The organism is Aquimarina sp. AD10 (assembly GCF_003443715.1).
Taxonomy (GTDB): Bacteria; Bacteroidota; Bacteroidia; order Flavobacteriales; family Flavobacteriaceae; genus Aquimarina; species Aquimarina aggregata.
This window is the reverse complement of record NZ_CP031965.1, coordinates 2805616-2831305: the sequence shown is the minus strand read 5'-3', so window position 1 is coordinate 2831305 and position 25690 is coordinate 2805616. Positions and strand designations below refer to the sequence as shown.

Sequence of the window (25690 nt, the reverse complement as noted above, 5' to 3'; positions counted from 1 at the left end):
AAAGTTAATATAGGTTAAAATAGTTATGTCATTATTTAAAAAGGTATTATTACATTTGCCAAATGAGTAAATCTATTTGTGTAATCTTATTGTTGTTTTGTTTTACCGGTTATACCCAAATAGAAACTAAGGCAAATTATAGTTTAGACGTCAATAATTTTTATGGCACGGTTCTAAAACATAATCCCGATATTTCTCATCTTATCACAGGACATCCAAGTGGAGTGATTTTTTCTTTTCAACGAAAAACATATGGAGAAAAAGAGTGGCAGAGATTGTATAACCATCCTGATTATGGTTTTTCTTTTATCTATCAAGATTTAGACAATGAATTTTTAGGGGAGCAATTTGGCGTATTTATACATTATAACTTTTATTTTTTTAATAGGCTTTTAATGTTAAGAGTTGGGCAAGGTGGTTCATACGCAACTAAACCCTATGATGAAGATAACAACTTCAGAAATATAGCTTACGGAAGTCATTTAGTAAGTGCAACATATGCATTGTTGAATTTTAAAAAGAAAAATCTTATTAGTGGCTTAGGATTGCAAGCAGGTTTGGGTATTATTCATTACTCAAACGGAAATATAAAAGCTCCAAATAAAAGTACAAATACATTATTATTAAATGCTGGATTAACATACTATTTGGATCAAGATGAACCAGAATACGTAAAAAAAGAAAAAGAACTATATAAAGGAGGAGAACCGTTGAGCTATGGTTTTATCTTTAGAGGTGGTATTAATGAAAGTGATGTGGTGGGATCAGGTAGATTGCCTTTTTATACATTCGGTGCTTTTTTGGATAAAAGACTAAATAAAAAGAGTGCTATTCAGTTAGGAACAGAATTGTTTTTTTCTAAAGCATTAGAAAGATTTATCGATTTTAGGGCAGTAGGCGCTTTTAATGATGGTACTACAGGAGACGAGGATTCTAAAAGACTAGGAGTTTTTTTAGGACACGAGTTGCGAATACATAGAACTTCTGTTTTGACCCAAGTAGGCTATTATGCATATTATCCATATGATTTTGAGGGTCAAACATATCTTAGAGCTGGTCTTCAATATTATTTTACAAAAAACATTTTTGGAGCCTTTACAGTTAGATCTCATGCAGCAAAAGCCGAGGCGATGGAGTTTTCGGTAGGATATAGATTATGAAAAAAATAGGATACATATTAAGCGTTATTTTGGTTTTTGGGTGTAACTCTGAAGATGCTTCAGATTGTTTTCAAAGAACTGGCGATATTATTAGAGAAGAAGTTGCAGTATCAAATTTTACAAGAATTCTAGTAAACCCCAATGTAGAACTGATAATCCAAGAAGGATTAGATACTTCGGTGGTTATTGAAACGGGTGATAATTTGATAAATGAAGTATCTGCAATTGTACAGGGAGATCGATTGGTACTTAGCGATACTAATGATTGTGCTTTTTTTAGAGGCTTTAATCAAACCAAAGTTTTTGTTACCGCGCCAAACATCACAGAAATAAGAAGTGCTACTCAGTTTAACATATCTTCAAACGGAGTTTTAAGTTATCCAAGTTTGAGTTTATTATCCGAAGACTTTAATGAAAGTACAGGAACTACAACAGGTACTTTTAAATTAGAAATGAATAGTGAAAATATTAATGTTGTAGGGAATAATATCGCATCTTTTTTTATTGAAGGTGAAACCGAATTTCTTAGTGTAAATTTTGCATCTGGAACAGGAAGATTTGAAGGGATGAATCTAGAGGCTCAAAATGTTAATGTTTTTCATAGGGGTACAAATAAAATTATTGTAAACCCTATAGAGGCTATAAGAGGCGAACTTCGCAGTACAGGAGATGTAATTTCAGTAAATAGACCGCCAATTGTAGAAGTTACTGAGTTTTTTACTGGGAAATTACTATTTCAATAAAAATACATTTCTATAAGAGTATTTTTAGAACTTAATTAGATACTCAAATCCTTAAATACAGGAGGTGATTTCCGTAAAAAGATTGAGGCTATTTGATCTTTCTTGTTGAAATTAATATATAACTTTATGTGGCCCCAAAGTTTCACTTAAAATTTTACTTCTAAAATGATTCAGGATAAGTCACATATGGATCAAGGTACAGAGAGTTTAAAGCAAAATTATCTAAAAAAAGAGTTATATACGCTTATAAAAAAAGATGATTTGATTTTTGATTTTGTTCAAGAAGCAGGACTCGATGGGCTTTGGTTTTGGGATTTAAATAATCCTGAAAATGAATGGATGAATGCTAAATTCTGGACAACTTTAGGATATAATCCAAACGAAATGCCTCATACTTCATCTGCTTGGCAAGATATTATCAATAAAGATGATTTAAAGTTAGTTTATCAAAACTTTGCAAAGCATTGTAAAGACCCTTCACATCCATATGATCAAGTTGTACGATATACTCATAAACATGGGCATACAATTTGGATTCAATGTAGAGGCTTAGTATTGCGAGATGATAAAGGAAAACCAAGACGTATGATTGGTGCTCATACTGATATTACAAAACTTAAAGAAGTAGAACTACAGCTGCAAAGACAGGTAAATCGGTACCACCACGTTATCGAAGGAACTAATCTTGGTACGTGGGAATGGAACGTGCAAACTGGAGAAACTATTTTTAACGAAAGATGGGCAGAAATTATTGGATATAAATTATCAGAATTAGAACCGATCTCAATAAATACTTGGGTAGAAAATTCAAACCCTGATGATCTTAAAAAATCAAATGAAATTTTGCAAGAACACCTTAAAGGAAAAATACCTTTTTATGAGTGTGAATTTAGAATGAAGCATAAAAATGGTGAATGGGTGTGGATTTTTAATAAAGGCAAAGTAGTGAGTTGGGATTCTAATGGGGACCCAGAATGGATGATAGGTTCTCATCAAGAAATAACAAAAAAGAAAAAGGATTATGAACGTAACCGACTTTTTATAGAACAAGCCCCTAGTGCAATAGCAATGTTTGATAATAGCATGTGTTATCTTGCGGCTTCTCAAGAATGGTTCAATGTTTTTAAGATTGACAAACAAGAAATAGTTGGAAAATCGTACTATGAGATATCTCCTAAAATAGCAACAAAATGGGAGATCAATCATAAAAAATGTTTGTCAGGTAAGATCATAAAAAATAATGCTGAGCGTATACAGAATGATAATGGATCGGTGCAATGGTTGTCTTGGGAATTTCGACCCTGGTATACAAATGAGAATAAGGTTGGAGGAATAATTATTCATACTTCAGATATCACCAAAATTAAGAGAGAACAAGAATTGAAATCTCTCTTAGAAGTAGCAGAAAAGCAAAACAAAAGGCTAAAGAATTTTGCGCATATAGTTTCTCATAACCTAAAATCACATTCAGGTAATTTCGAAATGCTTTTGGATTTATTTGCTCAAGAAAACCCTGAAATGCAGGATAACGAGATTATACAGCTATTCAAAACGGCTTCAGACCATCTTAGTAAAACAATAGTACATCTAAACGAAGTGGTTTTAATGAATACCTCAGTTAAAGATAATTTAACAGAGCTAAACTTAAGGCAAGCAGCTAACAAAGCAATAGAGAGTGTTTTGGCGATTGCTATTGAAAATGAAGTAATCATAAATAATAATATTGACCCTAAGTTGAATGTTTTAGGAGTGTCTGCGTACCTTGATAGTATCTTGCTTAATTTTATTACCAATGGCATTAAATATAGTACCACGAAAAGGAATAGCTACGTTACTTTGAGTGCTGATTTACAGGATGATTATGTAGTTGTAAATATAGAAGACAATGGCCTGGGGATTGATTTAAAACGACACAGATCTAAGTTATTCGGAATGTATAAAACTTTTCATAATAATAAAGATGCTAGAGGTATAGGGTTGTTTATTACGAAAAATCAGGTTGAAGCCATAGGCGGAAAAATAGAAGTGTATAGTACAGTTGATCAAGGAACCACATTTAAAATTTATCTGAAATATGAAAAAAATTGATATTGCTTGTATTATTGATGATGACCCTATCTTCATTTTTGGAATAAAAAAAATAATGGAACTTATCGGTTTTTCAAAGAGCTTTATGATCTTTCATAATGGAAAAGAAGCATTAAATAATTTGAAAGCAATTGTTTCGCAAGAGGAAAAATTACCAGATGTTATTTTATTAGACTTAAATATGCCTATACTTGATGGTTGGCAGTTTTTAGAAGAGTTTATTAAAGTTCCTTGTAAAAAGAAAATAATAATTTATATCGTCTCTTCATCGGTTGACCCAGAAGATGTGTTAAGAGCAGAGTCTTATCAAGAGGTTAGTGATTATATAGTAAAGCCTGTTTCTGTTCAAAAACTCAAAGAAATTTTAAATGATATCCAAAAAGCAGGCTAATCAACTTTTTAGAACAATCTTACGGCTTAGAAGGGTTAGTTAATTCTCTAAATAAACTTTCTAAGTCTTTGTTCTTTCGGGATAATTGTAAAATTTTAAGTTCGTGATCATGGGCGAAATCAAAAACTTTTGGTCGCATATCAGTAGCAGTGTTAAAAGTGATTTGATACACAAATCCGTGAATGTTTTTTACATTTACCGTATTTGGTAGTTTTAATAAAAAAGCCTCCTCAATACGGTAATCAAATTCTACTTCAACAATCTGATCGTTTTCTTCAATTAACGAATTTAGATTTTTATCGGCAACAATAGTACCTTTATTAATAATGATAACCCTATCGCACATAGCCTCTACCTCTTGCATAATATGTGTAGACAGAAATACCGTTTTTTGTTTTCCAATAGTCTTAATAAGCTCTCTTATTTCTACTAATTGGTTAGGATCTAGTCCTGTAGTGGGTTCATCTAGAATTAATACCTCAGGATCATGCAGTAGGGCACAAGCTAAACCAACACGTTGTTGATATCCTTTTGAGAGTTGATTAATCTTTTTATGTGCTTCAGATGATAATCCTGTAAGTTTGATCACATCTTCAATTCTTGTCTTTGGTATTTTGTATACCTGTGCATTAAAAGTTAAATATTCTCTAACATACATTTCAACATACAAAGGATTATGTTCAGGAAGATATCCAACACTTTTTTGCACTGCAGTAGCTTGAGTATCGATATCAAACCCACTTACCGATGCTGATCCTTCCGACGGTTTAAGATAGGTCGTGAGAATTTTCATCATCGTTGATTTTCCGGCACCATTAGGGCCTAAAAAACCAACTATTTCTCCTTGCTTTATTTCAAAAGAAATATCAAGTAATGCATTTTGATCTTTATAGGATTTAGAAATATTAGATACTGAAATTGACATAAATAATAGAATATCTGATTACATTCAAAAGTACATAATTCAAAAAATATTGTATTGTATAAGAATAAAAAAATATGAAACCTCTTAACAATAAAATAATATTGAGATAAAACTGTCTGATGGAATATAAATTATCTTTATAAATATAAGATAATCAATATGTTATTTTCTGATTTAAAAAAACTACTTGGTCAAATGTTACATAAGCTTGTTTGCTTTGTACAACAACTCATTTTTCTTATTTTGTTTCCTTTTTTAAAAAAAGGACTGTTTAAACACTAAATGTTCTTGTGTTTTGGAGTTTAGAACGTTAATTTGATTGATGCGTAAAATTGAAGAACTTACCTGGGGTGTTACTCTTGCTGCCGCCCAGACCGAAGGCGCTTACAATAAGGACGGAAAAGGACTGTCAATTTGGGATACTTTTACCGAAAAAAAATATAAAATTAAAGACGGTTCTAATGCTAAAATTGCTACAGATTTTTATCATAGATATAAGGAAGATATTGATATTGCCGTAGCAATTGGATTAAAAATATTTCGATTTTCGATTGCGTGGTCAAGGATTCTGCCTGATGGGGTAGGTGAAATTAATGCAAAAGGAGTCGATTTTTATAATAAAGTAATCGATTATTGTCTAGAAAAAGATATCGAACCTTGGATAACAACGTACCATTGGGATTTACCTCAAAAACTACAAGATAAAGGGGGCTGGGTTAATAGAGATATAGTCGAAGCGTACAAAAAATATGTAACCATTTTAAGAGATCATTTTTCTGACCGTGTTAAAAATTGGATCATAATTAATGAAGGTATTGTGTGCATAGGTGGAGGATATTTTCTTGGAGTTCATGCACCTGGTAAAAGAGGAATTCGAAACTTTAGCGCAGCAACTCATCATCTTTTATTGGCTCAGGCTACAGGATTTAAAGTTTTAAAACAGGTGGATAATTTATGTGTAGGTACAGCGGTAAGTTGTACAAAAATTGAACCCTTTAGTAAATCCAAAAAAGATGTTAAGGCAGCAAAAAGAATAGATGCACTAATGAATCGATTATTTATAGAACCGCATTTAGGAATGGGATATCCAGAATCAGATCTTCCTCTAGTAAAACGAATTCAAAAGTATGTGAAAGATGGTGATATGGATCAGATGAAAACTGATTTTGACTTTTGGGGTATTCAGACATATACAAGAGAAGTGATTAGAGCAGCTTGGTATATTCCCTATTTAGGAGCTATGCAGGTAAAACCGAAAAATAGAAATGTAGCAACCTCTATTATGGGGTGGGAGACGTATACAAAAGGAATATCTTATTTTTTAAAACGATTTGCTAACTATGATCATAATAAATCATTATGGCTGACAGAGTGTGGTATGGCATTAGCTAAAAATGAAGATGAAGAAAAACGCATAGAGTATTATACAGAGATTATTGACGAAATGAAATTAGCATTAAATGACAATGTTAATCTAAAAGGAATTTTACTTTGGACGCTTGTTGATAATTTTGAATGGGCAGAAGGTTATGTTCCTAAATTTGGTATTGTAAGCCTTAATCATAAAACGTTAGAACGTAAATTAAAGAAAACGGCGATTTGGTTAACAACTTATTTATCAAATGTAAAACTCTGATGTGTGTTTTATTTCCTTTAATACGAATGTACTGTTAAGTACACCTATATTTTCTATTTTCGAGAGTTTGGTTTTTACAAAATCATGATATTCTTCCAAACCTTTTGTATGTATTTTTAAAACAAAATCAACCTGTCCTGCCATGTGATAACATTCTTGTACTTCTTTTAAATTTTGAATTTGCTCTTCAAACTTTTCTATAAAAGCCTCATTATGATAACGCATAGATACCTGACAAATGGTAGTCACCGATCTGTCGATTAATTTTTTATCCAAAATAGCAACATACTTCTTGATAAAACCTTGTTTTTCTAGGCGGCGGATTCTCTCATAAACAGGAGAAGAAGTAAGATTAAGAATACCGGCGATCTCTTTTGCTGTTTTTTTAGAATCTTCTTGAAGAATTCTGAGAATAGTGATATCAGTTTGATCTAATTGTTCCATAAGGTATCAAAAAAAATTACTACAAAACCACAGTTTTAATATGGGTAAAAGTAAATATAGCTGTTTAATCATGTATAAAAAGTAAAAATAGCTTAATTATTTTATAAATAAGGCTATAATATCTTCTTTTTGTAATTTAGTAAGTGAATAATACTTTGTATTGTGTTAAAATTTTAAGAGGAAGGATATGGAAACAGTAGTTTTGGTTATAGGTGCAAACGGTCAGTTAGGATCCGTTTTAACAAAAGCGCTTCAAAAGAAGTTTGGTTTGGAACGAGTTATAGCTTCGGATTTAAAGTCAATAAATGCTTTTCATGGTATTTTTGAAGTTATTGATGCTACTAATGAGAGTAAATTAGAAGAAATAGTAACAAGATATAAGGTAACACAGATTTATCATTTGGCGGCAATATTATCGGCCAAAGGAGAAGAGACTCCTTTAAAAACTTGGGATATTAATATGAAAACCTTGTTTAATGTTTTAGAGGTCTCTAGAAAAAATAATATAGACAAAGTATTTTTTCCTAGTTCAATTGCTGTTTTTGGAGAAGGAGCACAAGCAATAAATACTCCAAACGATGCATACTTAGATCCGGCGACAGTGTATGGAATTAGTAAAGCAGCCGGTGAAAATTGGGCTCAATATTATTTTCTTCGATATGGTTTAGATGTTCGATCCTTGCGTTATCCAGGTGTGATAGGGTATCAATCTTTGCCAGGAGGGGGTACAACAGATTATGCAGTCGATATCTATCATAAAGCTGTATGTGAAGAAGAGTTTGATTGTTTTTTGGATAAAAACACTACGTTGCCTATGATTTTTATGGATGATGTAATACGAGCAACAATTTCATTAATGGATGCTCCAAAAAATGATATTACTATACGCACTTCATATAATATTGCAGGAACTAGCTTTTCTCCAGCAGAAATAGTTCATGAAATTCGTAAATTGTATCCTGGTTTTAAAGTAAAATATAATCCTGATTTTAGACAAGAAATAGCGGCTAGATGGCCAAAATCAATCGATGATTCAGCAGCTACTAAAGATTGGGGATGGAAACCAAAATTTGATCTTGAAAGAATCACAGTGACGATGATTCAAAAACTACAAGAAAAATATAAAACAGGTTCAAAAAATCTTGAAGCTTTACTGTTTTAAGGAATTAAAAAAAATATAAAAATCTAGTTTTAGCTAGAGACCAATAATAGCAATAAAAAAATAAATCCGAAAGATGTTTTCAAATATAAAAGATCAATTACAAAAGGAATTAGACGAAATTACCACAGCAGGATTGTATAAATCAGAAAGAATAATTACAACACCTCAAGGAGCAGAAATTAATACGACAAAAACAACCAATGTATTAAATTTCTGTGCAAACAACTACCTTGGACTTTCCTCACACCCTGATGTTATTGAAGCAGGTAAAAATGCAATAGATTCTCATGGGTATGGATTATCATCAGTACGTTTTATTTGCGGTACTCAAGATATTCATAAAGAATTAGAGCAGAAAACTGCAGAATTCTTAGGTATGGAAGACTGTATTCTGTATGCTGCTGCTTTTGATGCTAATGGCGGAGTGTTTGAGCCAATTTTAAGTGCCGAAGATGCTATAATTTCTGATGCTTTGAATCACGCATCTATTATAGATGGAGTTCGTTTATGTAAAGCTAAACGTTTTAGATACGAACATAATAATATGGTTGATCTAGAAAAGCAGTTAGAAGCAGCAAAAGGATCCAGAAGAATTTTGATTGTTACAGATGGTTCATTTTCTATGGATGGAACCATAGCTCAATTAGATAAAATTTGTGATTTAGCAGATGCTTATGAGGCAATGGTTATGATAGACGAATGCCATTCTACGGGGTTCCTTGGTAAAACAGGTAGAGGAACTCATGAGTACAGAGATGTAATGGGACGTATAGATATTATTACTGGTACTTACGGCAAAGCTTTAGGAGGAGCTTCTGGTGGATTTACTGCTGCGAGAAAAGAAATAGTAGAAATGCTAAGACAACGCTCTAGACCATATCTTTTTTCGAATACTGTAGCGCCATCAATAGTTGGGGCTTCCATAAAAGTATTAGATCTGTTAAGTTCTTCGACATCGTTACGAGATAAGCTAGAAGAAAATACAAAGTACTTTAGATCAGAAATGACCAAAGCAGGTTTTGATATTATTCCGGGAGATCATCCTATAGTTCCTGTAATGTTACAAGAAGCAAAACTAGCACAAGAATTTGCCTCTAAATTGTTAGATGAAGGAATTTATGTGATTGGATTCTTTTACCCAGTGGTGCCTAAAGGTAAGGCTAGGATACGAGTACAACTTTCTGCGGGACATGATAAAGCTCATTTAGAAAAAGCTGTAGCTGCCTTTACCAAAGTTGGTAAAGAGTTAGGGGTTATATAAAAGAAAAAAAATAATCCCGTTTGACTGTGTTTTTGATTTTATCGATACTTATTTCATCCTATATGAAGTAGATGTTTTTGTAAAGTGTTGATATAGATGGTCTCACGAACGTTTGTTAGTGCTAAAAAATATAGAAGATTTGCAAAAGAAGAGGTGTTTTGTTTTAATAATTACAGTAATACCTAGTTATTATTTAGAATTTGATGATAATGCCCTTCTAGGAATGAAAAAAATGAAAAAACATTTTGTGGCGGAATAGTTTTACCTAATTTAGCCATATCATAATTTAAGACAATGAACAACGTATTTACTTGGAATCGATTTTATTTCTTCTTCTTTTATTTTAAAGATAGAAGCGGGATTACTATGTAGATACTACTTAAAATATATAGTTTGAATCCCGATGAAAATCGGGATTTTTTTTTGACACTTTTTTAAAACTTAAAATAAGAGTTTTTTTAACTAATAAAATTGTGAATAGTACTAAATGAAAGACATTAATCAAGATATAATAGAGCCAAAAACAGTTGCTGTAGATAATGTATCGGGCTTAAAAGTAGCTATACAAGGAATAAAAGGATCTTATCATCATGGTGTTGCCAAAGCTTATTTTGGAGAAAACGTGGTGGTTGATGAATGTATGTCTTTTCAGGAATTGGTGCATAGCTTAGAGAGGAATAAAAGTACAGATGCTGTGATGGCTATCGAAAATTCTATAGCAGGCTCTATAATTCCTAACTATGCTTATATTGATGAGCATAATATCACTATAAAAGGTGAATATTATATGCCAATACATCATTGTTTGATGGCATTACGAGGTCAAGAGATTTCAGATATTAAAGAGGTATATTCTCACCCAATGGCCTTATTGCAATGTAAAGAGTTTTTTAGGTCCTATCCTCATATTAAATTAGTAGAAGATGCTGATACTGCAGATGTGGCTAGAAGAATTAATGAAAAACAATTAAAAGGTATTGCTGCCGTCGCTGGAGCAACCGCTGCGGCTATTTATGGATTAGATATTCTAGCAAAAGAAATACAAACCATAAAATCAAATAGCACACGTTTTTTTATCCTTACGACAAGAGAAGAAGCCGAAGTAGAGAAAGAAGAGATAAATAAAGCTTCATTAAAATTTCTTACAGACCACAAAAGAGGAAGCTTGGCTACTGTACTTAATGTGATGAGTGATTGCAATTTGAATTTAACTAAAATTCAATCCTTACCGCTAATAGATAAGCCTTGGAAATATTCTTTTTTTGTAGATGTAACTTTTGAAGACTATGCAGATTATGAAAAGGCAATGTCGATTTTAAAAATAATGGCTTTAGAGTTAAAAGTATTAGGAGAATATAAAAATCAAAACAGATGAGCATTCAAACTGCAAAAAGATTAGATACTGTAGAAGAATACTATTTCTCAAAAAAACTAAGAGAAGTTAGAGCACTTGCAGCTTCTGGAAAACCAGTGCTTAATATGGCTATCGGTAGTCCTGATCTTGATCCGCCTACAGAAGTGATTTTAGCTATGCAAGAGGCAGTAACACTAGATGGAGCGCATAAGTATCAAAGTTATCAAGGGATCCCAGAATTAAGAAAAGCTTTTTCGAATTTTTATAAGACCAAATATGGGGTGGTATTAAATCCTGATACAGAAACTTTGCCACTTATGGGGTCTAAAGAAGGTATAATGCATATTTCTTTAGCTTATCTTAATACAGGTGATAAAGTGTTGATTCCTAATCCAGGGTATCCAACATATAGCTCAGTTACTAATTTGGTGGGTGCAGAACCAGTTTTTTATGATTTAGTTCAAGATAATGCGTGGGAACCTGATTTTCATAGTCTTGAAAAAATGGATCTAAATAATGTGAAAATTATGTGGGTGAATTATCCGCATATGCCAACAGGGGCTTCGGGAAGTATAGAGCTATTTAAAAAACTAATTGATTTTGCAAAAAAACATAGTATCCTATTAGTAAATGATAACCCTTATAGTTTTGTTTTAAATGATTGTCCAACAAGTATTTTGTCTGTTCCGGGAGCAAAAGAAGTAGCATTAGAACTCAATTCTCTAAGTAAAACATTTAATATGGCGGGATGGCGAGTTGGTATGCTAAGCGGTAGTGAAGAAAAAATAGAAGCTGTCTTAAAAGTAAAAAGTAATATGGATAGCGGAATGTTTCAAGGAATTCAAAAAGGAGCAATAGCAGCGCTTAACGTTTCTGATACATGGTACAAGAAAATGAATGAGATTTATGAAGAAAGGAGAACTATGATATGGGAACTAGCTAACCTTTTAGGTTGTACTTTTGATAAGACTGCAAAAGGAATGTTTGTTTGGGCAAAATTACCACAAGGCATAGAAGCTACTTCTTTTATTGATACAATCTTATATGAAAATGACGTATTTATTGCTCCAGGGGATATTTTCGGAAGTAATGGTAAAGGGTATATTCGTTTTTCACTTTGTGTGACCATAGAAAATATAAAAGAAGCTATTAAAAGATTACGAGTAGAAGCATGAATGTATTTATAATAGGAATCGGATTAATAGGAGGGTCTTTTGCTATCGATATTAAAGCCGCTTTTGATGATGCAAAAATTTATGGCATTGATGAAAGTGAAGAAAATCTGAATAAAGCCTTAGATCTGGGATTGATACAATATAAATCAAGTTTAGATAAGTTAGAAAAAGCTGATATAGTTATTGTGGCTATTCCTGTAGATGCTACAGTACAAATGTTGCCAGTAATCTTGGATAAAATCAATGATGATTGTTTAGTCTTTGATGTAGGTTCTACAAAACAAAAACTTTGCAAAACTGTTTCTGAACATAAAAAACGAAGAAACTACCTTGCGGCTCATCCTATTGCTGGTACAGAGTTTTCGGGACCTCAAGCTGCAATTGCAAATTTGTATAGAGGCAAGACAAATATTATTTGCGAAGTTGAAAAAACAGCATTTAAGCTGCAAGAAAGAGGTATGGAGATTTTCTCACGTTTAGGAATGAGGATACGATATATGGATTCTGCTTCGCATGATAAACATATTGCATATGTTTCACATTTATCTCATATAAGTTCTTTTATGTTGGGTAAGACCGTAATTGAGAAAGAAAAAAATGAGAGAGATATTTTTGACATGGCAGGTAGTGGGTTTGCATCAACAGTTCGTTTGGCAAAAAGCTCTCCCGCAATGTGGGCGCCAATTTTTAAACATAATAAAGAAAATGTAATAGAAACATTAGAAGAGTATATCGCAAATCTTACTCAATTTAAGAAGTTAATAGAAGACGATAATTTTACCGAAATTTACAAGGAAATGCAAGACACAAATCACATAAAAACAATTCTAAAAGGAATTTCATAGTAAGAAATAAAAATAAAGTAGACATAACAATAACAAAGAATTAAATATAGACATGGAAAATAAGAAAGAACTTAGAAACTGGTTAGATGATTATAATTTGGATCATCCCTTGGTAATCGGAGGTCCTTGTAGTGCCGAGACAGAAGATCAGGTTGTCAAAATAGCACACCAACTTAAGGACTCTGATGCTACAGTCTTAAGAGCAGGTATCTGGAAACCAAGAACTAGACCAGGTAATTTTGAAGGAGTTGGAGCCTTAGGATTAAAATGGTTACAAAGAGCAAAAGAAGAAACAGGATTAAAAATTGCTACAGAAGTGGCAAACCCACATCATGTAGAGCTTGCTTTAGAACATGGTGTTGATGTACTTTGGATTGGTGCCAGAAGTACAGTTTCTCCGTTTATAGTGCAAGATATTGCTGAAGCTTGTAAAGGAATAGATAATCCAGTACTTATTAAAAACCCAATTAACCCAGACCTTTCTCTTTGGTTAGGAGCGGTAGAACGTTTCTATACATGTGATGTAAAGAACCTAGGGGTTATTCATAGAGGATTCTCAACCTATGAGAAAACTAAATATCGTAATATTCCGGAGTGGCAAATTCCTATTGATTTACAAAATCGTTTCCCAGATTTACCATTAATTCTAGATCCATCTCATATTGCAGGAAGAAGAGATCTGATTTTTGATCTTTCTCAAACAGCTTTAGATCTTAATTTTGATGGATTAATTGTAGAAACTCATTATGATCCTGACAATGCTTGGAGTGATGCGAAACAACAAATTACGCCAGATACATTAATTCAGTATATGAAAGACTTAAAAATTCGTAAAGAAGTTGGTGTTGATGAAGCTTATCAAAAAACACTAGGAGAGTTACGTGCAAAAATTGATATAGCCGACAATCAATTACTAGAGACATTATCAAGAAGAATGAAAATTTCTGATGAAATTGGACGAGCTAAAGCAAAGCAAAATGTAGCAATTCTGCAATCTAAAAGATGGAATGAGATCTTAGGGAAAATGATTCTTGAAGGCGAAGAAAAAGGACTAAGTGAAGAGTTTATTCTTAGAATATATAAGGCAATTCACCAAGAATCTATAAACCACCAAGAGAAAGTGGCCAGAGGATAATAAATTAAAACCACCCGTTAGTATATCAAACGGGTGGTTTTAATTATGTGGTTTTATTTTTTTCTTTTAAAAGTATAACGAGTGACATAAATACCATTACCGTCACCTTTTCCACCAAAACTTTCGACACCACTAGTAATAAAGGCTAAATCCCATCCTTGTGAAGCCATTTCGTTAATTTTTGAAGTTACAATCGCATCATTTGCAGCTATGTTCTGGAAACGAATTCCACCAAGGTTAAAAAAGTTTAATAATTTAGTTTCGTCAAAACCTTTAACACGAATTTCTCCACGATCAGATTTATTTCTCTTGTCTTTTTCACCAGTACGGGTAGAAGTAAATTCTTTGTAATCTCTAGTTTCATTAGTGGTAATCATTCTTGATCTACCTAGCCCACTAGGTACTATAGATTCAATAACGGTTACGATCTGAAATTCATACACGTCTTGTGCAAAAGAAGATTGGAAACTAATAAAAGTAAGTGCAAGTAATAATAAAATTTTTTTCATTATGGTTTGTTTTTTAAGATTAATATCAGGCATTTCATCAATAGTTGTGCCATAAAGCTTTTTTAACTTTGTATATCTAAAACAAACAAGAATAAAAATACCCTACTTTTATAAAAGTGAAAAATAGGGAGTACAAAAAAATTAATAGTTGCATCTTTGTGCTTATGACAGGTACTGTTTATAAATCTACTGGGAGTTGGTATACCGTTAAGACTAATGATGGTAAGGTATACGAGTGTCGTATTAAAGGGAAATTTCGGATAAAAGGAATAAAAAGCACAAACCCTGTATCTGTCGGCGATAAAGTCGATTTTAAATTAGAAACCAAAAATGATCAAGAGACTGGGGTGATAGAAAATATCTGGGAACGCCAAAATTATATTATAAGGAAGTCAGTAAACCTATCCAAACAAACTCATATTATTGCAGCAAATATAGATACGGTTTTTTTATTAGTTACTTTGAATAACCCTCCTACTTTTACGGCATTTATAGACCGGTTTTTAGTTACTGCAGAAGCTTATGAGATTAAAGCTGTGTTACTTTTTAATAAAATAGATACATATAACGAAGATGAGTTGTTAGAAATAAAATATTTGGCAGCTTTATATAGAGAGATCGGTTATGAGTGTATTGGTATTTCAGCCAAAACAGGTAAAAATATTGATCAAGTAAAAGCCCTAATGAATGGTAAAGTATCTATGTTCTCTGGGCATAGTGGTGTAGGAAAATCTACCTTGGTAAATTTAATTGAACCTAATTTATCTTTAAAAACAGCAGCGATAAGTGATCAACACCAACAAGGACAACATACTACTACTTTTGCAGAAATGTTTGATCTAAGTTTTGATGCTAAAATTATTGATACTCCAGGAATTAAAGGATTCGGTATAGTTGATATGGATAAAGAGGAGCTAGGGGACTATTTTCCTGAGTTTTTCGAATTAAAATCGAAATGCAAGTTTAATAATTGTATGCATATTAATGAACCTAAATGTGCAGTCAAAGAAGCTTTAGATAATGAGGAGGTAGCTTGGTCAAGATATAAAAGCTATTTGCAGATTCTTGAAGGCGAAGAAGAGCATTATAGAAAGAATTCTTATGATGAAGATTGATTTCAGGTTTAGAAAATGTGATTTTTGGTATACTTTCTGATAAATAAAAACAAAAAAATATTTCTCAGTTTCAAAAAATGAAACTAAAACTATTTAAAATTGCAATATAAAACATTAAGCACGATGTTTTTGTTGCAAAAATTTAGATGAATATATGAGAGCAGTAATTCAGAGAGTGTCTGAAGCTTCAGTAACAGTAAAGGGAGATATTGTTTCTGAAATTAATCAAGGATTGTTGATTCTTCTTGGAATAGAAGATGATGATGATCATCAAGATGTTGGTTGGTTGTCGAAAAAAGTAGCTAATCTGAGAATTTTTGGAGATGAAAATGATATTATGAACAAAAGTATTCTTGATATAAAAGGAGATGCTATTGTTGTAAGTCAATTTACACTGCATGCAAGTACAAAGAAAGGAAATAGACCTAGTTATATTAAGGCAGCCAAGCCAGATGTAGCTATACCATTATATGAAGCATTTATTAAACAACTAGAAAAGGATTTGGGAAAACAAGTAGGGACGGGTATATTTGGAGCCGATATGAAAGTATCTTTGCTCAATGACGGACCAGTCACTATACTTGTTGATACCAAAAATAAAGAGTAATCTACCCCACCCAAAATATTAGATTTATATGCAAAAAACAGCACTACAATTTCTTGTAGCAATTGTCTTATTTACTTATACAGACATTTATGCTCAAGACGAGATTAATTTACAAGTTTCGCAAATCGATACTTCTCTTACAAAAGATGCCAATGCGGTTGTAAGATCGGAAGAAGTAGTTATAGAAATTAATTCTATTAGCTCTGTAACCGTAAAAACTAAAAGAATAGTAACCGTATTTAATAAATATGGAAAAGGATATGCAGATTCATATGAGGCTTATGATCCTACTACAAAAATTAAAAAACTCCAAGCGATTGTTTATGATTCATCTGGAGAAGAGATAAAAAAGTATAAAAAGAAAGATTTCAATGATAGAAGTGTTTATGATGGGATTTCGTTAATGAATGATAATCGTATGATGTATTTTCAATATACCCCTTTAAGTTATCCGTACACCTTGGTATTTGAAAGTGAAGTCGAAAGTTCAACAACAGCATTTATTCAACCCTGGAACCCAATAGTTGCTTATCGATTAGGTGTTGAAAAATCATCATATAAGATTCTAAATTCAACAGGAATTAAATTGAGATTAAAGGAAGTGAATTTTGACGAGTATCCTATTGTAATAAATAAAACAGATCAAGAGATTAGATATGAAATCTCAAATGTGGCAGCAAGGTTACCAGAAGTTAATAGTCCATCATATGATCTTATGGTACCCATGGTAAAAGTGGCTTTAAATAACTTCTCATTAGCCGAGGTAAAAGGATATGGTGTAGATTGGAAATCTTTTGGTAAATGGCAATATGATAATTTGGTAGCAGGTAGGGATGAATTGTCTTCAGAGACTATAGCAAAAATAAGTGCCCTAGTTGCAGATGCAAAAACCAAAAAAGAAAAGGCAAAGCTGATTTATGAGTATGTTCAGGATAAAACCAGATATATAAGTGTCCAATTAGGGATTGGTGGGTGGATGCCATTCCTGGCTAGTGATGTTGATCGACTGGGGTACGGAGATTGTAAAGCACTTACAAATTATACAAAAGCGCTTTTGGATAGTCAAGATATAACTTCTTATTATACTGTTGTTTATGCAAAAGAAAGAAGAGATATCGATCCTGAGTTTGTATCAATGCAAGGAAATCATGTTATTCTTAATATCCCTGATGATAATGAAGACTTATGGTTAGAATGTACAAGTCAAACACTTCCGTTTAATTTTATTGGTGATTTTACAGATGATAGAAATGTGCTTGTTATTAAACCTGAAGGTGGTGAAATAAAGAGAACAAAAAAGTATAAGCCCGAAGAGAATTTACAGCATTGCGGTGCTACGATAACGATTAATGAGGACGCATCAATGTTTGCTGAAATTAAAAGATCATCTCAAGGATTAGAATATGATTGGAATTATAACACTCAGTTTAAAACTCCTAAGGATCAAAAATTACATTATAAAGAATACTGGGATTATATCAATAATTTAGAAATCACTTCTATTAAATTAAATGATGATAAGGATACCGTCAAATTCACAGAAGATATAAAAGTATCTTGTACATCATATGGAAAAAAAGCAGGAAGCCGACTATTAATAGCTCCAAACCTTTTTAGTTGTGATCAGAGTAACTTTCCTAAATATAAAAATAGACAAACGGCTCTAGTAATTTCTAGAGGTTATGTTAATACAGATGACTATGTGATTAATTTACCTAAAGGATACATTTTAGGAAATTTACCAGAGAAAAAAACAATCAAAACCGAGTTTGGTAGCTATAGTTATGAGCTCGAAAAAATAACTGATAATCAGATTAGATTTAAACGATATCTAAAAATTGTTGATGGCACTTTTCCAAAAGAAAAGTATGAAGAATATAGAAGCTTTAGAGCGGCAATAAAAAAAACAGATAAGTCACGAATAGTACTAAAACAATCATAGCATACCAATAACCACAATTAAAATGAAAAAAATAAAAAAATTACTATTAGGGTTAATCCTAATGGTAGCTATATCATCTTTTGCCCAAGAATATAAATTTGGAGAAGTATCCAAAGAAGAATTACTAGAAACGTCTTACCCTTTTGATAAATCAGCAAATGCAGCAGTGTTATTTGAGAAAAAGAAAATTTACTATGATTATGATCCAAAACAAGGGTTTGTCTTAACGACAGAAGTTTTTAAGAGAATCAAGTTGTATACAAAAAATGGTTTTGGTCATGCTAGTGAAGAATTATTCCTTTATCAGAGTAATGGGACAGCTGAGAGGGTTTCTGGTCTTTCTGGTGTTACATACTCACTGGCTGAAGATGGATCTGTTATAGAAACAAAACTTAAAAATGATGGTATTTTTAAAACTGAAGTTTCGGGATCTCTAAAAAAAATGTCATTTACAATGCCTGCCTTAACTAAAGGATCAATTATAGAATATAAGTATAAAATATTATCTCCTTTCTCAAGAAGTATTGATAGAATTTTGTTGCAATATGATATTCCGATTAAAAAAATAAAAGTTTCACTTGCGATTCCTGAGTATTATACGTTCAGAAAAAGAACAGCTGGTTTTTTACCCATTAATATCAGGGAGTCTTCAGATAGACAAAGTGATATGATTTATAGTCAAAGAGTTGATTATAATGTAACAAAATATGATATAAGTGCGCAACAAGTTACAGCCTTTAAAAAAGAACCTTATTCAGGAAATTATATGAACTATGTTTCGGCCTTAAGTTTCGAATTACAGTCTGTGCAATTTCCATATAGTACTATACAGAATTATGCTTCTACTTGGGGCGGAATTGCCAAAGGGGCTTTTAAAAATTCCCGTTTTGGTGGTGCTATGAATACTACAAAATATTTCAAGAAAGACGTTGATCAGTTAATTTCTGGAGTATCTGACCCAATGAAGAAAATGAACTTAATTTATGATTATGTAAAAGAGAAAATGACTTGGAATGATAGATTTGCAGTGATGCCCAGAAAAAACATGAAAAAGGTGTATGAAGAAAGAGTGGGAAGCGCAGCAGAGATTAACTTAATGCTGATTGCAATGTTGAAATATGCAAAGGTAAATGTAAAACCAATATTAGTGAGTTCAAGTAATAAAGCATTGTCATTATTTCCTACACTGCAAGGGTTAGATTATGTTGTAGCCAGAGTTAAAGTAAATGAAGATGTTTATTTCTTAGATGCAACAGATAAGTATGGTGAGCCTAATGTATTACCTGATCGAGTAGTTCAGGGTTTAGGACGGTTGATTACAGAAAGAGGGGATTCTGATATGGTAATGTTTAGACCGTCTAAAGTATCTCTAAAACAAAATGTCCTATTGTGTCAAATTGAAGAAGATGGTAATATAAAGGGAAAACAAAGAGTGAAATATACCTCTTATGAGGCACATGATTTTAGAGTACAGAATGCATCCAAAAAAGAAGAAGAACATATAAAGCGTTTAAAGTCTATTTATGGGATCCAAAACATTTCGGAATATAAGGTTGACAATGTTGAAAACATAGGTGAGGCAATTTCAGAAAGTTTTGCTTTTGAAGTTCCTGATGAGATCGAAGTTATAGAAGATGAGATGTTTTTTTCTCCTTTACTATTTTTAAGAAATAAAGAGAATGTTTTTAAATCTGACGAAAGAAAATATCCCGTAGATTTGAGGTATGGATTCTCTAATAGTTATTCTGTTAATATAAAGATACCCGAAGGGTATACCGTAGCTGAAAAACCTGAAGATGTTGGGTTTCAATTACCAGAAAAGATGGGTAGCTTTGTGTTTCGAATGACTATTGTTGGAGATATGATACAGTTATTTGTTAGTGAAACTGTAAGTTCACCGTTAATAACAGAACAATATTACTCTGTATTAAAAGAGTTTTATGGACAATTAATCAAAAAAGAAAGTGATCAGGTAGTGCTTAAAAAAGTATAAAGAGTAAACGGCATTTGATGTCGTAACTGCAAAAACTAACAACATAAAGCCAAGAATTGAAAACCATAATACAAATAAACATGGAAAACTTTAAAAATGCACTGTTAGGTGTGTTCTTGTTACTCATCGCAACTGGTTTTGCTCAAGAATACAAATTTGGGAAAGTTTCTAAAGAGGAACTATCCGAGACTGCATACCCTCTGGATAAAACCGCTAATGCAGCTATCCTTTATGAGAACAAAAACATCTATATTAAGTACATCAAATCGCAAGGATTTCAATTAATAACCGAGGTAGTAAAAAGAATTAAACTTTATAATAAAGATGGATTTGAATATGCATCAGATGAGGTTTTTTTATACAAAAGAGGTAGTGATGAAGAACGAATTACCGATTTGAAAGGAACTACATATACTTTGTCAGAAGGTAAGATTGTAGAAACAAAGCTTAAGAAAGATGGTATTTTTAAAAGTAAATATTCAGAGAATTATGAACAACAGAAGTTTACCATGCCAGCATTGAAAGAAGGTTCTGTGATAGAGTATAAGTATAAAATTATCTCGCCATTCTTTTCTAGAATAGATAGGATTTATTTACAACAAGAGATCCCAATAAAACGCTTAGATGTAAAAGTAGAATCTCCGGAGTATTTTACATTTAAAAAGTTTAGTACAGGATATCTTCCGGTAAACCTTAAAGAATCCAAACGAAGTGATAGGATTGTTTTTACCAATTCAGCGGGAGGGGGCTCTGTTGATAATTACGGCCGACGAACAGCTTCTCAAAGTAGGAGCTCTCAAAGTTCATTAGATTTTTCTGTGAATACTAGTAAAATCTTTTCACGTAATGTTCCAGCTTTTGTAGTTGAACCTTTTTCAGGAAATGTAGAGAACTATATTTCGGCGATTAGTTATGAATTGTCTTTTGTTAATTTCCCTGGTGAACCCATCAAATATTATTCTACAACTTGGGAAGATGTTGTAAAGACAATTTATGCTAGTAATAACTTTGGGGATGAATTAAAGAAAAAGAGTTATTACCAAGAAGATTTAAAAACTCTCTTGTCTGGAATAAGTGACGAAGAGGAAAAAATGAGTAAAGTATTCGACTATGTAAAAAATAGAATGGTATGGAATAATAAGTATCGAGTTGGTACTACTGTTGGTGTAAAAAAAGCGTATAAAGAAAAAACAGGAAATGCTGCCGAAATCAATTTAATGCTTACATCTATGTTAACATCTGCTGGTCTTGATGCAAATCCAGTACTTGTAAGTACAAGTAATAGAGTAACTGCTCTTTTCCCAACATTAGATGGGTTTAACTATGTGATCACCAGAGTAAAGTTATCAAATGGTAAGTTAATTTACTTAGATGCCACAGATAAATATGGTTTACCCAATATTCTGCCCGATAGAGTCACTAGAGGAGAAGGTAGGGTTATTGGAGCAAATAATACTTCTCAAAGGGTTGATCTCAGACCCAAAAAACCTTCTTTGATTAGATATAGTATGCAATGTGAAATTAATGGAGAAGGAGAGGTAAAAGGTAAATTTAATGTAAGGCATATGGATTATCTTGCACATCGTTTTAGGGTAATGCATTCTGAAAAGGATGATGAAAGTAAAGTAAAAAGATTCAAGAAAAAATTCGAAATTGATGAGATAGAAGAATATTCTGTAAAAGGAATCGATCAATATGGTAAAGGAATTAGTGAAAGTTTTAACTTTGCATCATACGACCAAGTAGAATTAATAGAAAATGAAATGTACTTTTCTCCTTTATTGTTCTTAAGAGATAAAGAAAATTTATTTAAGTCTGATAAAAGAGATTATCCAATTGATTTTGGACATGGATTTACCAATGCATATATGTTAAATATTAAAATCCCAGAGGGGTATCAAGTAGCTGAATTACCAGAGGCTGGAGTATTTAAATTACCAGAAGATACGGGGGCTTTTACTTTTAGATCCAATGTTGCAAATGGAGTTATTCAGATTATTGCTAATGAAACGATTAATAAAGCAGTGATTACTCCCGATTTTTATTTAACATTAAAGCAGTTTTATAATCAACTTGTAGAAAAAGAAAATCAACAAGTAGTTTTAAAGAAAATATAAGATGAATATTCAAAATGCTCAAAAAGCTGTAGATGATTGGATTAAAAATCATGGAGTTAGATATTTTAATGAACTCACCAATATGGCGCAACTTACCGAAGAGGTAGGAGAAGTCGCTAGAATCATAGCAAGACGATATGGAGAGCAAAGTGAAAAAGAAAGTGATAAAGACAAAGATTTAGGAGAAGAGTTAGCAGATGTTTTATTTGTTGTGTTGTGTTTAGCTAATCAAACAGGAGTTGATTTACAAGAATCTTTTGATAAGAAGTTGGATGTTAAAACTAAGAGAGACCATGATAGACATCATAATAATGAGAAATTAAAGTAGATGTTCAAAGAAATACTTTTTTCAAAAAAATATTGGCTCACTGTTGGATTTATAGGTATAGGTTTTATATTAGTCTATAGTATAATAGAACATATGATGCAATACGGAATATCTTTGGATACCTTTTATGAAGAACGAATCGAGAATGGAAAATGGGTGCGATATTTAATTTCTCGTCTAGTTGGAGGCTTATTGTATGGAATGATAATGGGGTATTACCTCGAATTAAGAAAACGAAAATCAAATCGATAACATGAATTTGAAATTACCAAGTATTTCTAAAATAGATAATACTACCTTACAGATTACGGGTTCAAAAAGTGAAACCAATAGATTATTAATACTCCGTGCATTATATCCAAATATAACAATCGAAAATGTTTCTAATAGTGATGATTCAGTATTAATGCAAAAAGCATTAAATAGCAATGAAACTATTGTGGATATTCATCATGCAGGAACCGCAATGCGATTTCTTACCGCTTATTTTGCAGTCAAAGAAGGAAGAGAAACTGTGCTTACCGGAAGTAAAAGAATGCAAGAAAGACCTATAAAAATACTGGTAGAAGCTTTACGTCAATTAGGATGCGAAATTACGTATGAAAAAGAAGAAGGGTACCCACCAATTCGAATTATTGGCAAAAAACCAAATACTAACAAAGTCAAACTACAAGCTAATGTAAGTAGTCAATATATTTCTGCATTAATGCTGATTGCTGCTTCTTTACCAGACGGTTTGATCATAACTTTAGAAGGAAAAGTTACCTCGGTACCATATATTAATATGACACTAAACCTTTTAAAAGATGTTGGTATCTCAGGTACTTTTGAGGAAAACGTAATTACAATCCAACCAAATCTTCAAGCACTATCAAAAAATGTAATCGTAGAGTCAGATTGGAGTTCTGCCTCTTATTTCTATAGTATAGCAGCATTATCTGATAATGCAGATATTACAATAGGAAGCTATAAAGAAGAAAGTTACCAGGGCGATTCATCATTAATTGAGATTTATAAGCACCTCGGTATTCAAACCACTTTTAAAAACCATACCATTACTCTTAAAAATACAAAAAGCACCACTTGTAAGTTGCCAGAAGTGTTAGACTTGTCTAATTCTCCTGATATTGCACAGACAATCGTTGTTACTTGTTTCGGATTAGGAATAGGTTGTTATTTAACAGGTCTTCATACATTGAAAATTAAGGAAACCGATAGATTAGAAGCGTTAAAAACAGAAATTGAAAAGATGGGCGGACAAGTTGTAATTACTCAAGATACGCTTAGGTTGATGCCTGCAAATTCAATTAAGAAAGATATTTCTATTGCAACCTATAATGATCATCGTATGGCAATGGCTTTTGCGCCATTAGCACTTAGAACTTCGTTGTATGTAGAAGATGCTAATGTTGTCTCTAAATCGTATCCTGATTTTTGGGCAGATTTGAATAGATTAGGCATTCAAACGACATCATAATTAAAAGATTGTTTTATTGTTTTGTAGGTTGTTAATAATCGTTTGTTTGTGTGAATTTGTTTCGAAATCAAATGAAATTTAATGAAGTGAATTGAAATTATATATCAATTTACTTGACAACCCCTATCACGAGATTGTATATTTGCACCTTCAAAAAAACAGACACGAATGAAATTATCACATTTCCATTTTGATCTTCCGCAAGAGTTATTAGCAGAATACCCTGCAGAAAACAGAGACGAAGCTCGTTTAATGGTTCTTAATAGAAAAGAGCAAACCATTGAACATAAATATTTTAAAGACCTTATTGATTATTTCGAGCCCAACGATGTAATGGTGGTTAATAATACGAAGGTTTTTCCTGCTAGGTTATATGGAAATAAAGAAAAAACTGGTGCTAGAATCGAGGTTTTCTTACTTCGTGAATTAAATTCAGAAACACGTCTATGGGATGTTCTTGTAGACCCTGCCAGAAAAATCCGTATTGGAAATAAGCTTTATTTCGGTGATGATGAGAGCTTGGTAGCAGAAGTTATTGATAATACTACATCTAGAGGTCGTACCTTACGTTTTCTGTATGATGGATCATACGATGAGTTTAGACAAAAACTTACCGACTTAGGAGAAACACCTTTACCTAAGTATATCAAAAGAGATACAGAGCCAGAAGATGAAGAAAGGTATCAAACAATATATGCAAAAAATGAAGGAGCAGTAGCGGCCCCTACAGCTGGATTGCATTTTTCTAAGCATTTAATGAAACGTTTGGAAATTAAAGGAGTGGATTTTGCAGAAGTAACATTACATGTTGGTTTAGGGACATTCAACCCAGTAGAAGTAGAAGATCTATCAAAACATAAAATGGATAGTGAAGAAGCGTATATAACTGCTCATGCAACTAATATCATTAACAATGGGATTACTCAAAAGAGAAAAATATGTGCTGTAGGTACTACAGTTATGAGAGCCCTAGAGAGTTCTGTGTCTTCAGAACATACACTAAATGAATTTAGAGGATGGACTAATAAGTTTATTTTTCCACCGTATGATTTTAGTATTGCAAATTGCATGATTACAAATTTCCATACACCAAAATCTACTTTATTAATGATGGTTTCAGCTTTTGCAGGACATGATTTTCTGAAAAAAGCATATGAAGAAGCTGTTAAAGAAAAGTATAAATTTTATTCTTATGGTGATGCAATGTTAATTATCTAAGAATTAAGTAAAGAAACCCGCATAAATATGAAAATCCTATTTAGCTAGCTGTTAAATGGGATTTT

23 protein-coding genes are annotated in these 25690 nt (G+C 32.2%); 20 read left to right on the top strand and 3 right to left on the bottom strand.

Going from position 1 to position 25690, the window contains the following annotated elements:
• Nucleotides 1-62 precede the first annotated feature (62 nt).
• The 4 genes from D1816_RS11760 (at nucleotide 63) to D1816_RS11745 (ending at nucleotide 4382) form a co-directional block, all read left to right on the top strand.
• Entirely contained in the window at nucleotides 63-1160 is a 1098-nt protein-coding gene (locus tag D1816_RS11760) for an acyloxyacyl hydrolase (RefSeq protein WP_118503062.1), read from the top strand.
• Nucleotides 1157-1903, top strand: coding sequence for a head GIN domain-containing protein (locus D1816_RS11755; protein ID WP_118503060.1), 747 nt, complete (start codon nucleotides 1157-1159; stop codon nucleotides 1901-1903). The genes D1816_RS11760 and D1816_RS11755 overlap by 4 nt, the downstream gene beginning before the upstream one ends.
• 165 nt (nucleotides 1904-2068) lie before the next feature.
• Nucleotides 2069-3991, top strand: a complete 1923-nt coding sequence (locus D1816_RS11750; RefSeq protein WP_118503058.1) for a PAS domain-containing sensor histidine kinase — start codon at nucleotides 2069-2071, stop codon at nucleotides 3989-3991.
• Nucleotides 3978-4382: a response regulator gene (locus D1816_RS11745; RefSeq protein ID WP_066316816.1), complete on the top strand. Its 405-nt coding sequence runs from the start codon at nucleotides 3978-3980 to the stop codon at nucleotides 4380-4382. Before D1816_RS11750 ends, D1816_RS11745 begins: the two co-directional genes overlap by 14 nt.
• 19 nt (nucleotides 4383-4401) lie before the next feature.
• On the opposite strand, the gene gldA is transcribed toward D1816_RS11745, so the two are convergent.
• Nucleotides 4402-5307, bottom strand: a complete 906-nt coding sequence (gene gldA / locus D1816_RS11740) for a gliding motility-associated ABC transporter ATP-binding subunit GldA (RefSeq protein ID WP_118503056.1) — start codon at nucleotides 5305-5307, stop codon at nucleotides 4402-4404.
• Between the two features lie 322 nt (nucleotides 5308-5629).
• On the opposite strand from gldA, the gene D1816_RS11735 reads away from it, so the two are divergent.
• Nucleotides 5630-6943: a glycoside hydrolase family 1 protein gene (locus tag D1816_RS11735; RefSeq protein ID WP_118503054.1), complete on the top strand. Its 1314-nt coding sequence runs from the start codon at nucleotides 5630-5632 to the stop codon at nucleotides 6941-6943.
• On the opposite strand, the gene D1816_RS11730 is transcribed toward D1816_RS11735, so the two are convergent.
• Complete coding sequence (locus tag D1816_RS11730; RefSeq protein WP_066316803.1) at nucleotides 6926-7387, bottom strand: Lrp/AsnC family transcriptional regulator; 462 nt, start codon at nucleotides 7385-7387, stop codon at nucleotides 6926-6928. The genes D1816_RS11735 and D1816_RS11730 overlap by 18 nt on opposite strands.
• A 187-nt stretch (nucleotides 7388-7574) precedes the next feature.
• Here D1816_RS11730 and D1816_RS11725 point away from each other — a divergent pair, with 187 nt between their 5' ends.
• The 6 genes from D1816_RS11725 (at nucleotide 7575) to D1816_RS11700 (ending at nucleotide 14319) form a co-directional block, all read left to right on the top strand.
• Entirely contained in the window at nucleotides 7575-8549 is a 975-nt protein-coding gene (locus D1816_RS11725; protein WP_118503052.1) for an NAD-dependent epimerase/dehydratase family protein, read from the top strand.
• 73 nt (nucleotides 8550-8622) lie between these two features.
• Nucleotides 8623-9810, top strand: coding sequence for a glycine C-acetyltransferase (gene kbl, locus D1816_RS11720; RefSeq protein WP_066316793.1), 1188 nt, complete (start codon nucleotides 8623-8625; stop codon nucleotides 9808-9810).
• Nucleotides 9811-10297: 487 nt separating this feature from the next.
• Nucleotides 10298-11185, top strand: a complete 888-nt coding sequence (locus D1816_RS11715; RefSeq protein ID WP_118503050.1) for a prephenate dehydratase — start codon at nucleotides 10298-10300, stop codon at nucleotides 11183-11185.
• Nucleotides 11182-12339 carry a pyridoxal phosphate-dependent aminotransferase gene (locus tag D1816_RS11710; protein ID WP_118503048.1) on the top strand — a complete coding sequence of 386 codons (1158 nt, stop codon included), beginning with the start codon at nucleotides 11182-11184 and terminating at the stop codon, nucleotides 12337-12339. Before D1816_RS11715 ends, D1816_RS11710 begins: the two co-directional genes overlap by 4 nt.
• Entirely contained in the window at nucleotides 12336-13184 is an 849-nt protein-coding gene (locus tag D1816_RS11705) for a prephenate dehydrogenase (protein ID WP_066316787.1), read from the top strand. Before D1816_RS11710 ends, D1816_RS11705 begins: the two co-directional genes overlap by 4 nt.
• A 52-nt stretch (nucleotides 13185-13236) precedes the next feature.
• Nucleotides 13237-14319: a bifunctional 3-deoxy-7-phosphoheptulonate synthase/chorismate mutase type II gene (locus D1816_RS11700; RefSeq protein ID WP_118503046.1), complete on the top strand. Its 1083-nt coding sequence runs from the start codon at nucleotides 13237-13239 to the stop codon at nucleotides 14317-14319.
• A 53-nt stretch (nucleotides 14320-14372) separates the two neighbouring features.
• Here D1816_RS11700 and D1816_RS11695 read toward each other — a convergent pair whose 3' ends face one another.
• Entirely contained in the window at nucleotides 14373-14828 is a 456-nt protein-coding gene (locus D1816_RS11695; RefSeq protein ID WP_066317789.1) for a hypothetical protein, read from the bottom strand.
• A gap of 164 nt (nucleotides 14829-14992) precedes the next feature.
• Between D1816_RS11695 and rsgA the strand changes: the two genes are divergently transcribed.
• The 9 genes from rsgA to queA all read left to right on the top strand — a co-directional run bounded on the left by rsgA (nucleotide 14993) and on the right by queA (nucleotide 25625).
• Nucleotides 14993-15943, top strand: coding sequence for a ribosome small subunit-dependent GTPase A (rsgA, locus tag D1816_RS11690; protein WP_066316775.1), 951 nt, complete (start codon nucleotides 14993-14995; stop codon nucleotides 15941-15943).
• A gap of 154 nt (nucleotides 15944-16097) precedes the next feature.
• Nucleotides 16098-16550 carry a D-aminoacyl-tRNA deacylase gene (gene dtd / locus D1816_RS11685; protein ID WP_066316773.1) on the top strand — a complete coding sequence of 151 codons (453 nt, stop codon included), beginning with the start codon at nucleotides 16098-16100 and terminating at the stop codon, nucleotides 16548-16550.
• A gap of 28 nt (nucleotides 16551-16578) precedes the next feature.
• Nucleotides 16579-18492, top strand: coding sequence for a DUF3857 domain-containing protein (locus D1816_RS11680; RefSeq protein ID WP_118503044.1), 1914 nt, complete (start codon nucleotides 16579-16581; stop codon nucleotides 18490-18492).
• A gap of 22 nt (nucleotides 18493-18514) precedes the next feature.
• Nucleotides 18515-20485, top strand: coding sequence for a DUF3857 domain-containing protein (locus D1816_RS11675; RefSeq protein WP_118503042.1), 1971 nt, complete (start codon nucleotides 18515-18517; stop codon nucleotides 20483-20485).
• Nucleotides 20486-20565: 80 nt separating this feature from the next.
• Nucleotides 20566-22602 carry a DUF3857 domain-containing protein gene (locus D1816_RS11670; protein ID WP_118503040.1) on the top strand — a complete coding sequence of 679 codons (2037 nt, stop codon included), beginning with the start codon at nucleotides 20566-20568 and terminating at the stop codon, nucleotides 22600-22602.
• 1 nt (nucleotide 22603) lies between these two features.
• Entirely contained in the window at nucleotides 22604-22930 is a 327-nt protein-coding gene (locus tag D1816_RS11665; RefSeq protein WP_118503038.1) for a nucleotide pyrophosphohydrolase, read from the top strand.
• On the top strand, nucleotides 22931-23182 hold the full coding sequence (locus D1816_RS11660; RefSeq protein WP_118503036.1) for a hypothetical protein: 252 nt from the start codon (nucleotides 22931-22933) through the stop codon (nucleotides 23180-23182).
• 1 nt (nucleotide 23183) lies between these two features.
• Nucleotides 23184-24407, top strand: a complete 1224-nt coding sequence (locus D1816_RS11655) for a 3-phosphoshikimate 1-carboxyvinyltransferase (protein ID WP_118503034.1) — start codon at nucleotides 23184-23186, stop codon at nucleotides 24405-24407.
• A 168-nt stretch (nucleotides 24408-24575) separates the two neighbouring features.
• A complete protein-coding gene (queA, locus tag D1816_RS11650; protein ID WP_066316759.1) occupies nucleotides 24576-25625 on the top strand; it encodes a tRNA preQ1(34) S-adenosylmethionine ribosyltransferase-isomerase QueA in 1050 nt (349 codons plus the stop codon).
• Nucleotides 25626-25690 lie beyond the last annotated feature (65 nt).

Coding starts and splice junctions, on each gene's coding strand:
- D1816_RS11760 (WP_118503062.1), top strand. CDS start 63: ATGAGTAAATCTATTTGTGTAATCTTATTGTTGTTTTGTTTTACCGGT.
- D1816_RS11755 (WP_118503060.1), top strand. CDS start 1,157: ATGAAAAAAATAGGATACATATTAAGCGTTATTTTGGTTTTTGGGTGT.
- D1816_RS11750 (WP_118503058.1), top strand. CDS start 2,069: ATGATTCAGGATAAGTCACATATGGATCAAGGTACAGAGAGTTTAAAG.
- D1816_RS11745 (WP_066316816.1), top strand. CDS start 3,978: ATGAAAAAAATTGATATTGCTTGTATTATTGATGATGACCCTATCTTC.
- gldA (WP_118503056.1), bottom strand. CDS start 5,307: ATGTCAATTTCAGTATCTAATATTTCTAAATCCTATAAAGATCAAAAT.
- D1816_RS11735 (WP_118503054.1), top strand. CDS start 5,630: ATGCGTAAAATTGAAGAACTTACCTGGGGTGTTACTCTTGCTGCCGCC.
- D1816_RS11730 (WP_066316803.1), bottom strand. CDS start 7,387: ATGGAACAATTAGATCAAACTGATATCACTATTCTCAGAATTCTTCAA.
- D1816_RS11725 (WP_118503052.1), top strand. CDS start 7,575: ATGGAAACAGTAGTTTTGGTTATAGGTGCAAACGGTCAGTTAGGATCC.
- kbl (WP_066316793.1), top strand. CDS start 8,623: ATGTTTTCAAATATAAAAGATCAATTACAAAAGGAATTAGACGAAATT.
- D1816_RS11715 (WP_118503050.1), top strand. CDS start 10,298: ATGAAAGACATTAATCAAGATATAATAGAGCCAAAAACAGTTGCTGTA.
- D1816_RS11710 (WP_118503048.1), top strand. CDS start 11,182: ATGAGCATTCAAACTGCAAAAAGATTAGATACTGTAGAAGAATACTAT.
- D1816_RS11705 (WP_066316787.1), top strand. CDS start 12,336: ATGAATGTATTTATAATAGGAATCGGATTAATAGGAGGGTCTTTTGCT.
- D1816_RS11700 (WP_118503046.1), top strand. CDS start 13,237: ATGGAAAATAAGAAAGAACTTAGAAACTGGTTAGATGATTATAATTTG.
- D1816_RS11695 (WP_066317789.1), bottom strand. CDS start 14,828: ATGAAAAAAATTTTATTATTACTTGCACTTACTTTTATTAGTTTCCAA.
- rsgA (WP_066316775.1), top strand. CDS start 14,993: ATGACAGGTACTGTTTATAAATCTACTGGGAGTTGGTATACCGTTAAG.
- dtd (WP_066316773.1), top strand. CDS start 16,098: ATGAGAGCAGTAATTCAGAGAGTGTCTGAAGCTTCAGTAACAGTAAAG.
- D1816_RS11680 (WP_118503044.1), top strand. CDS start 16,579: ATGCAAAAAACAGCACTACAATTTCTTGTAGCAATTGTCTTATTTACT.
- D1816_RS11675 (WP_118503042.1), top strand. CDS start 18,515: ATGAAAAAAATAAAAAAATTACTATTAGGGTTAATCCTAATGGTAGCT.
- D1816_RS11670 (WP_118503040.1), top strand. CDS start 20,566: ATGGAAAACTTTAAAAATGCACTGTTAGGTGTGTTCTTGTTACTCATC.
- D1816_RS11665 (WP_118503038.1), top strand. CDS start 22,604: ATGAATATTCAAAATGCTCAAAAAGCTGTAGATGATTGGATTAAAAAT.
- D1816_RS11660 (WP_118503036.1), top strand. CDS start 22,931: ATGTTCAAAGAAATACTTTTTTCAAAAAAATATTGGCTCACTGTTGGA.
- D1816_RS11655 (WP_118503034.1), top strand. CDS start 23,184: ATGAATTTGAAATTACCAAGTATTTCTAAAATAGATAATACTACCTTA.
- queA (WP_066316759.1), top strand. CDS start 24,576: ATGAAATTATCACATTTCCATTTTGATCTTCCGCAAGAGTTATTAGCA.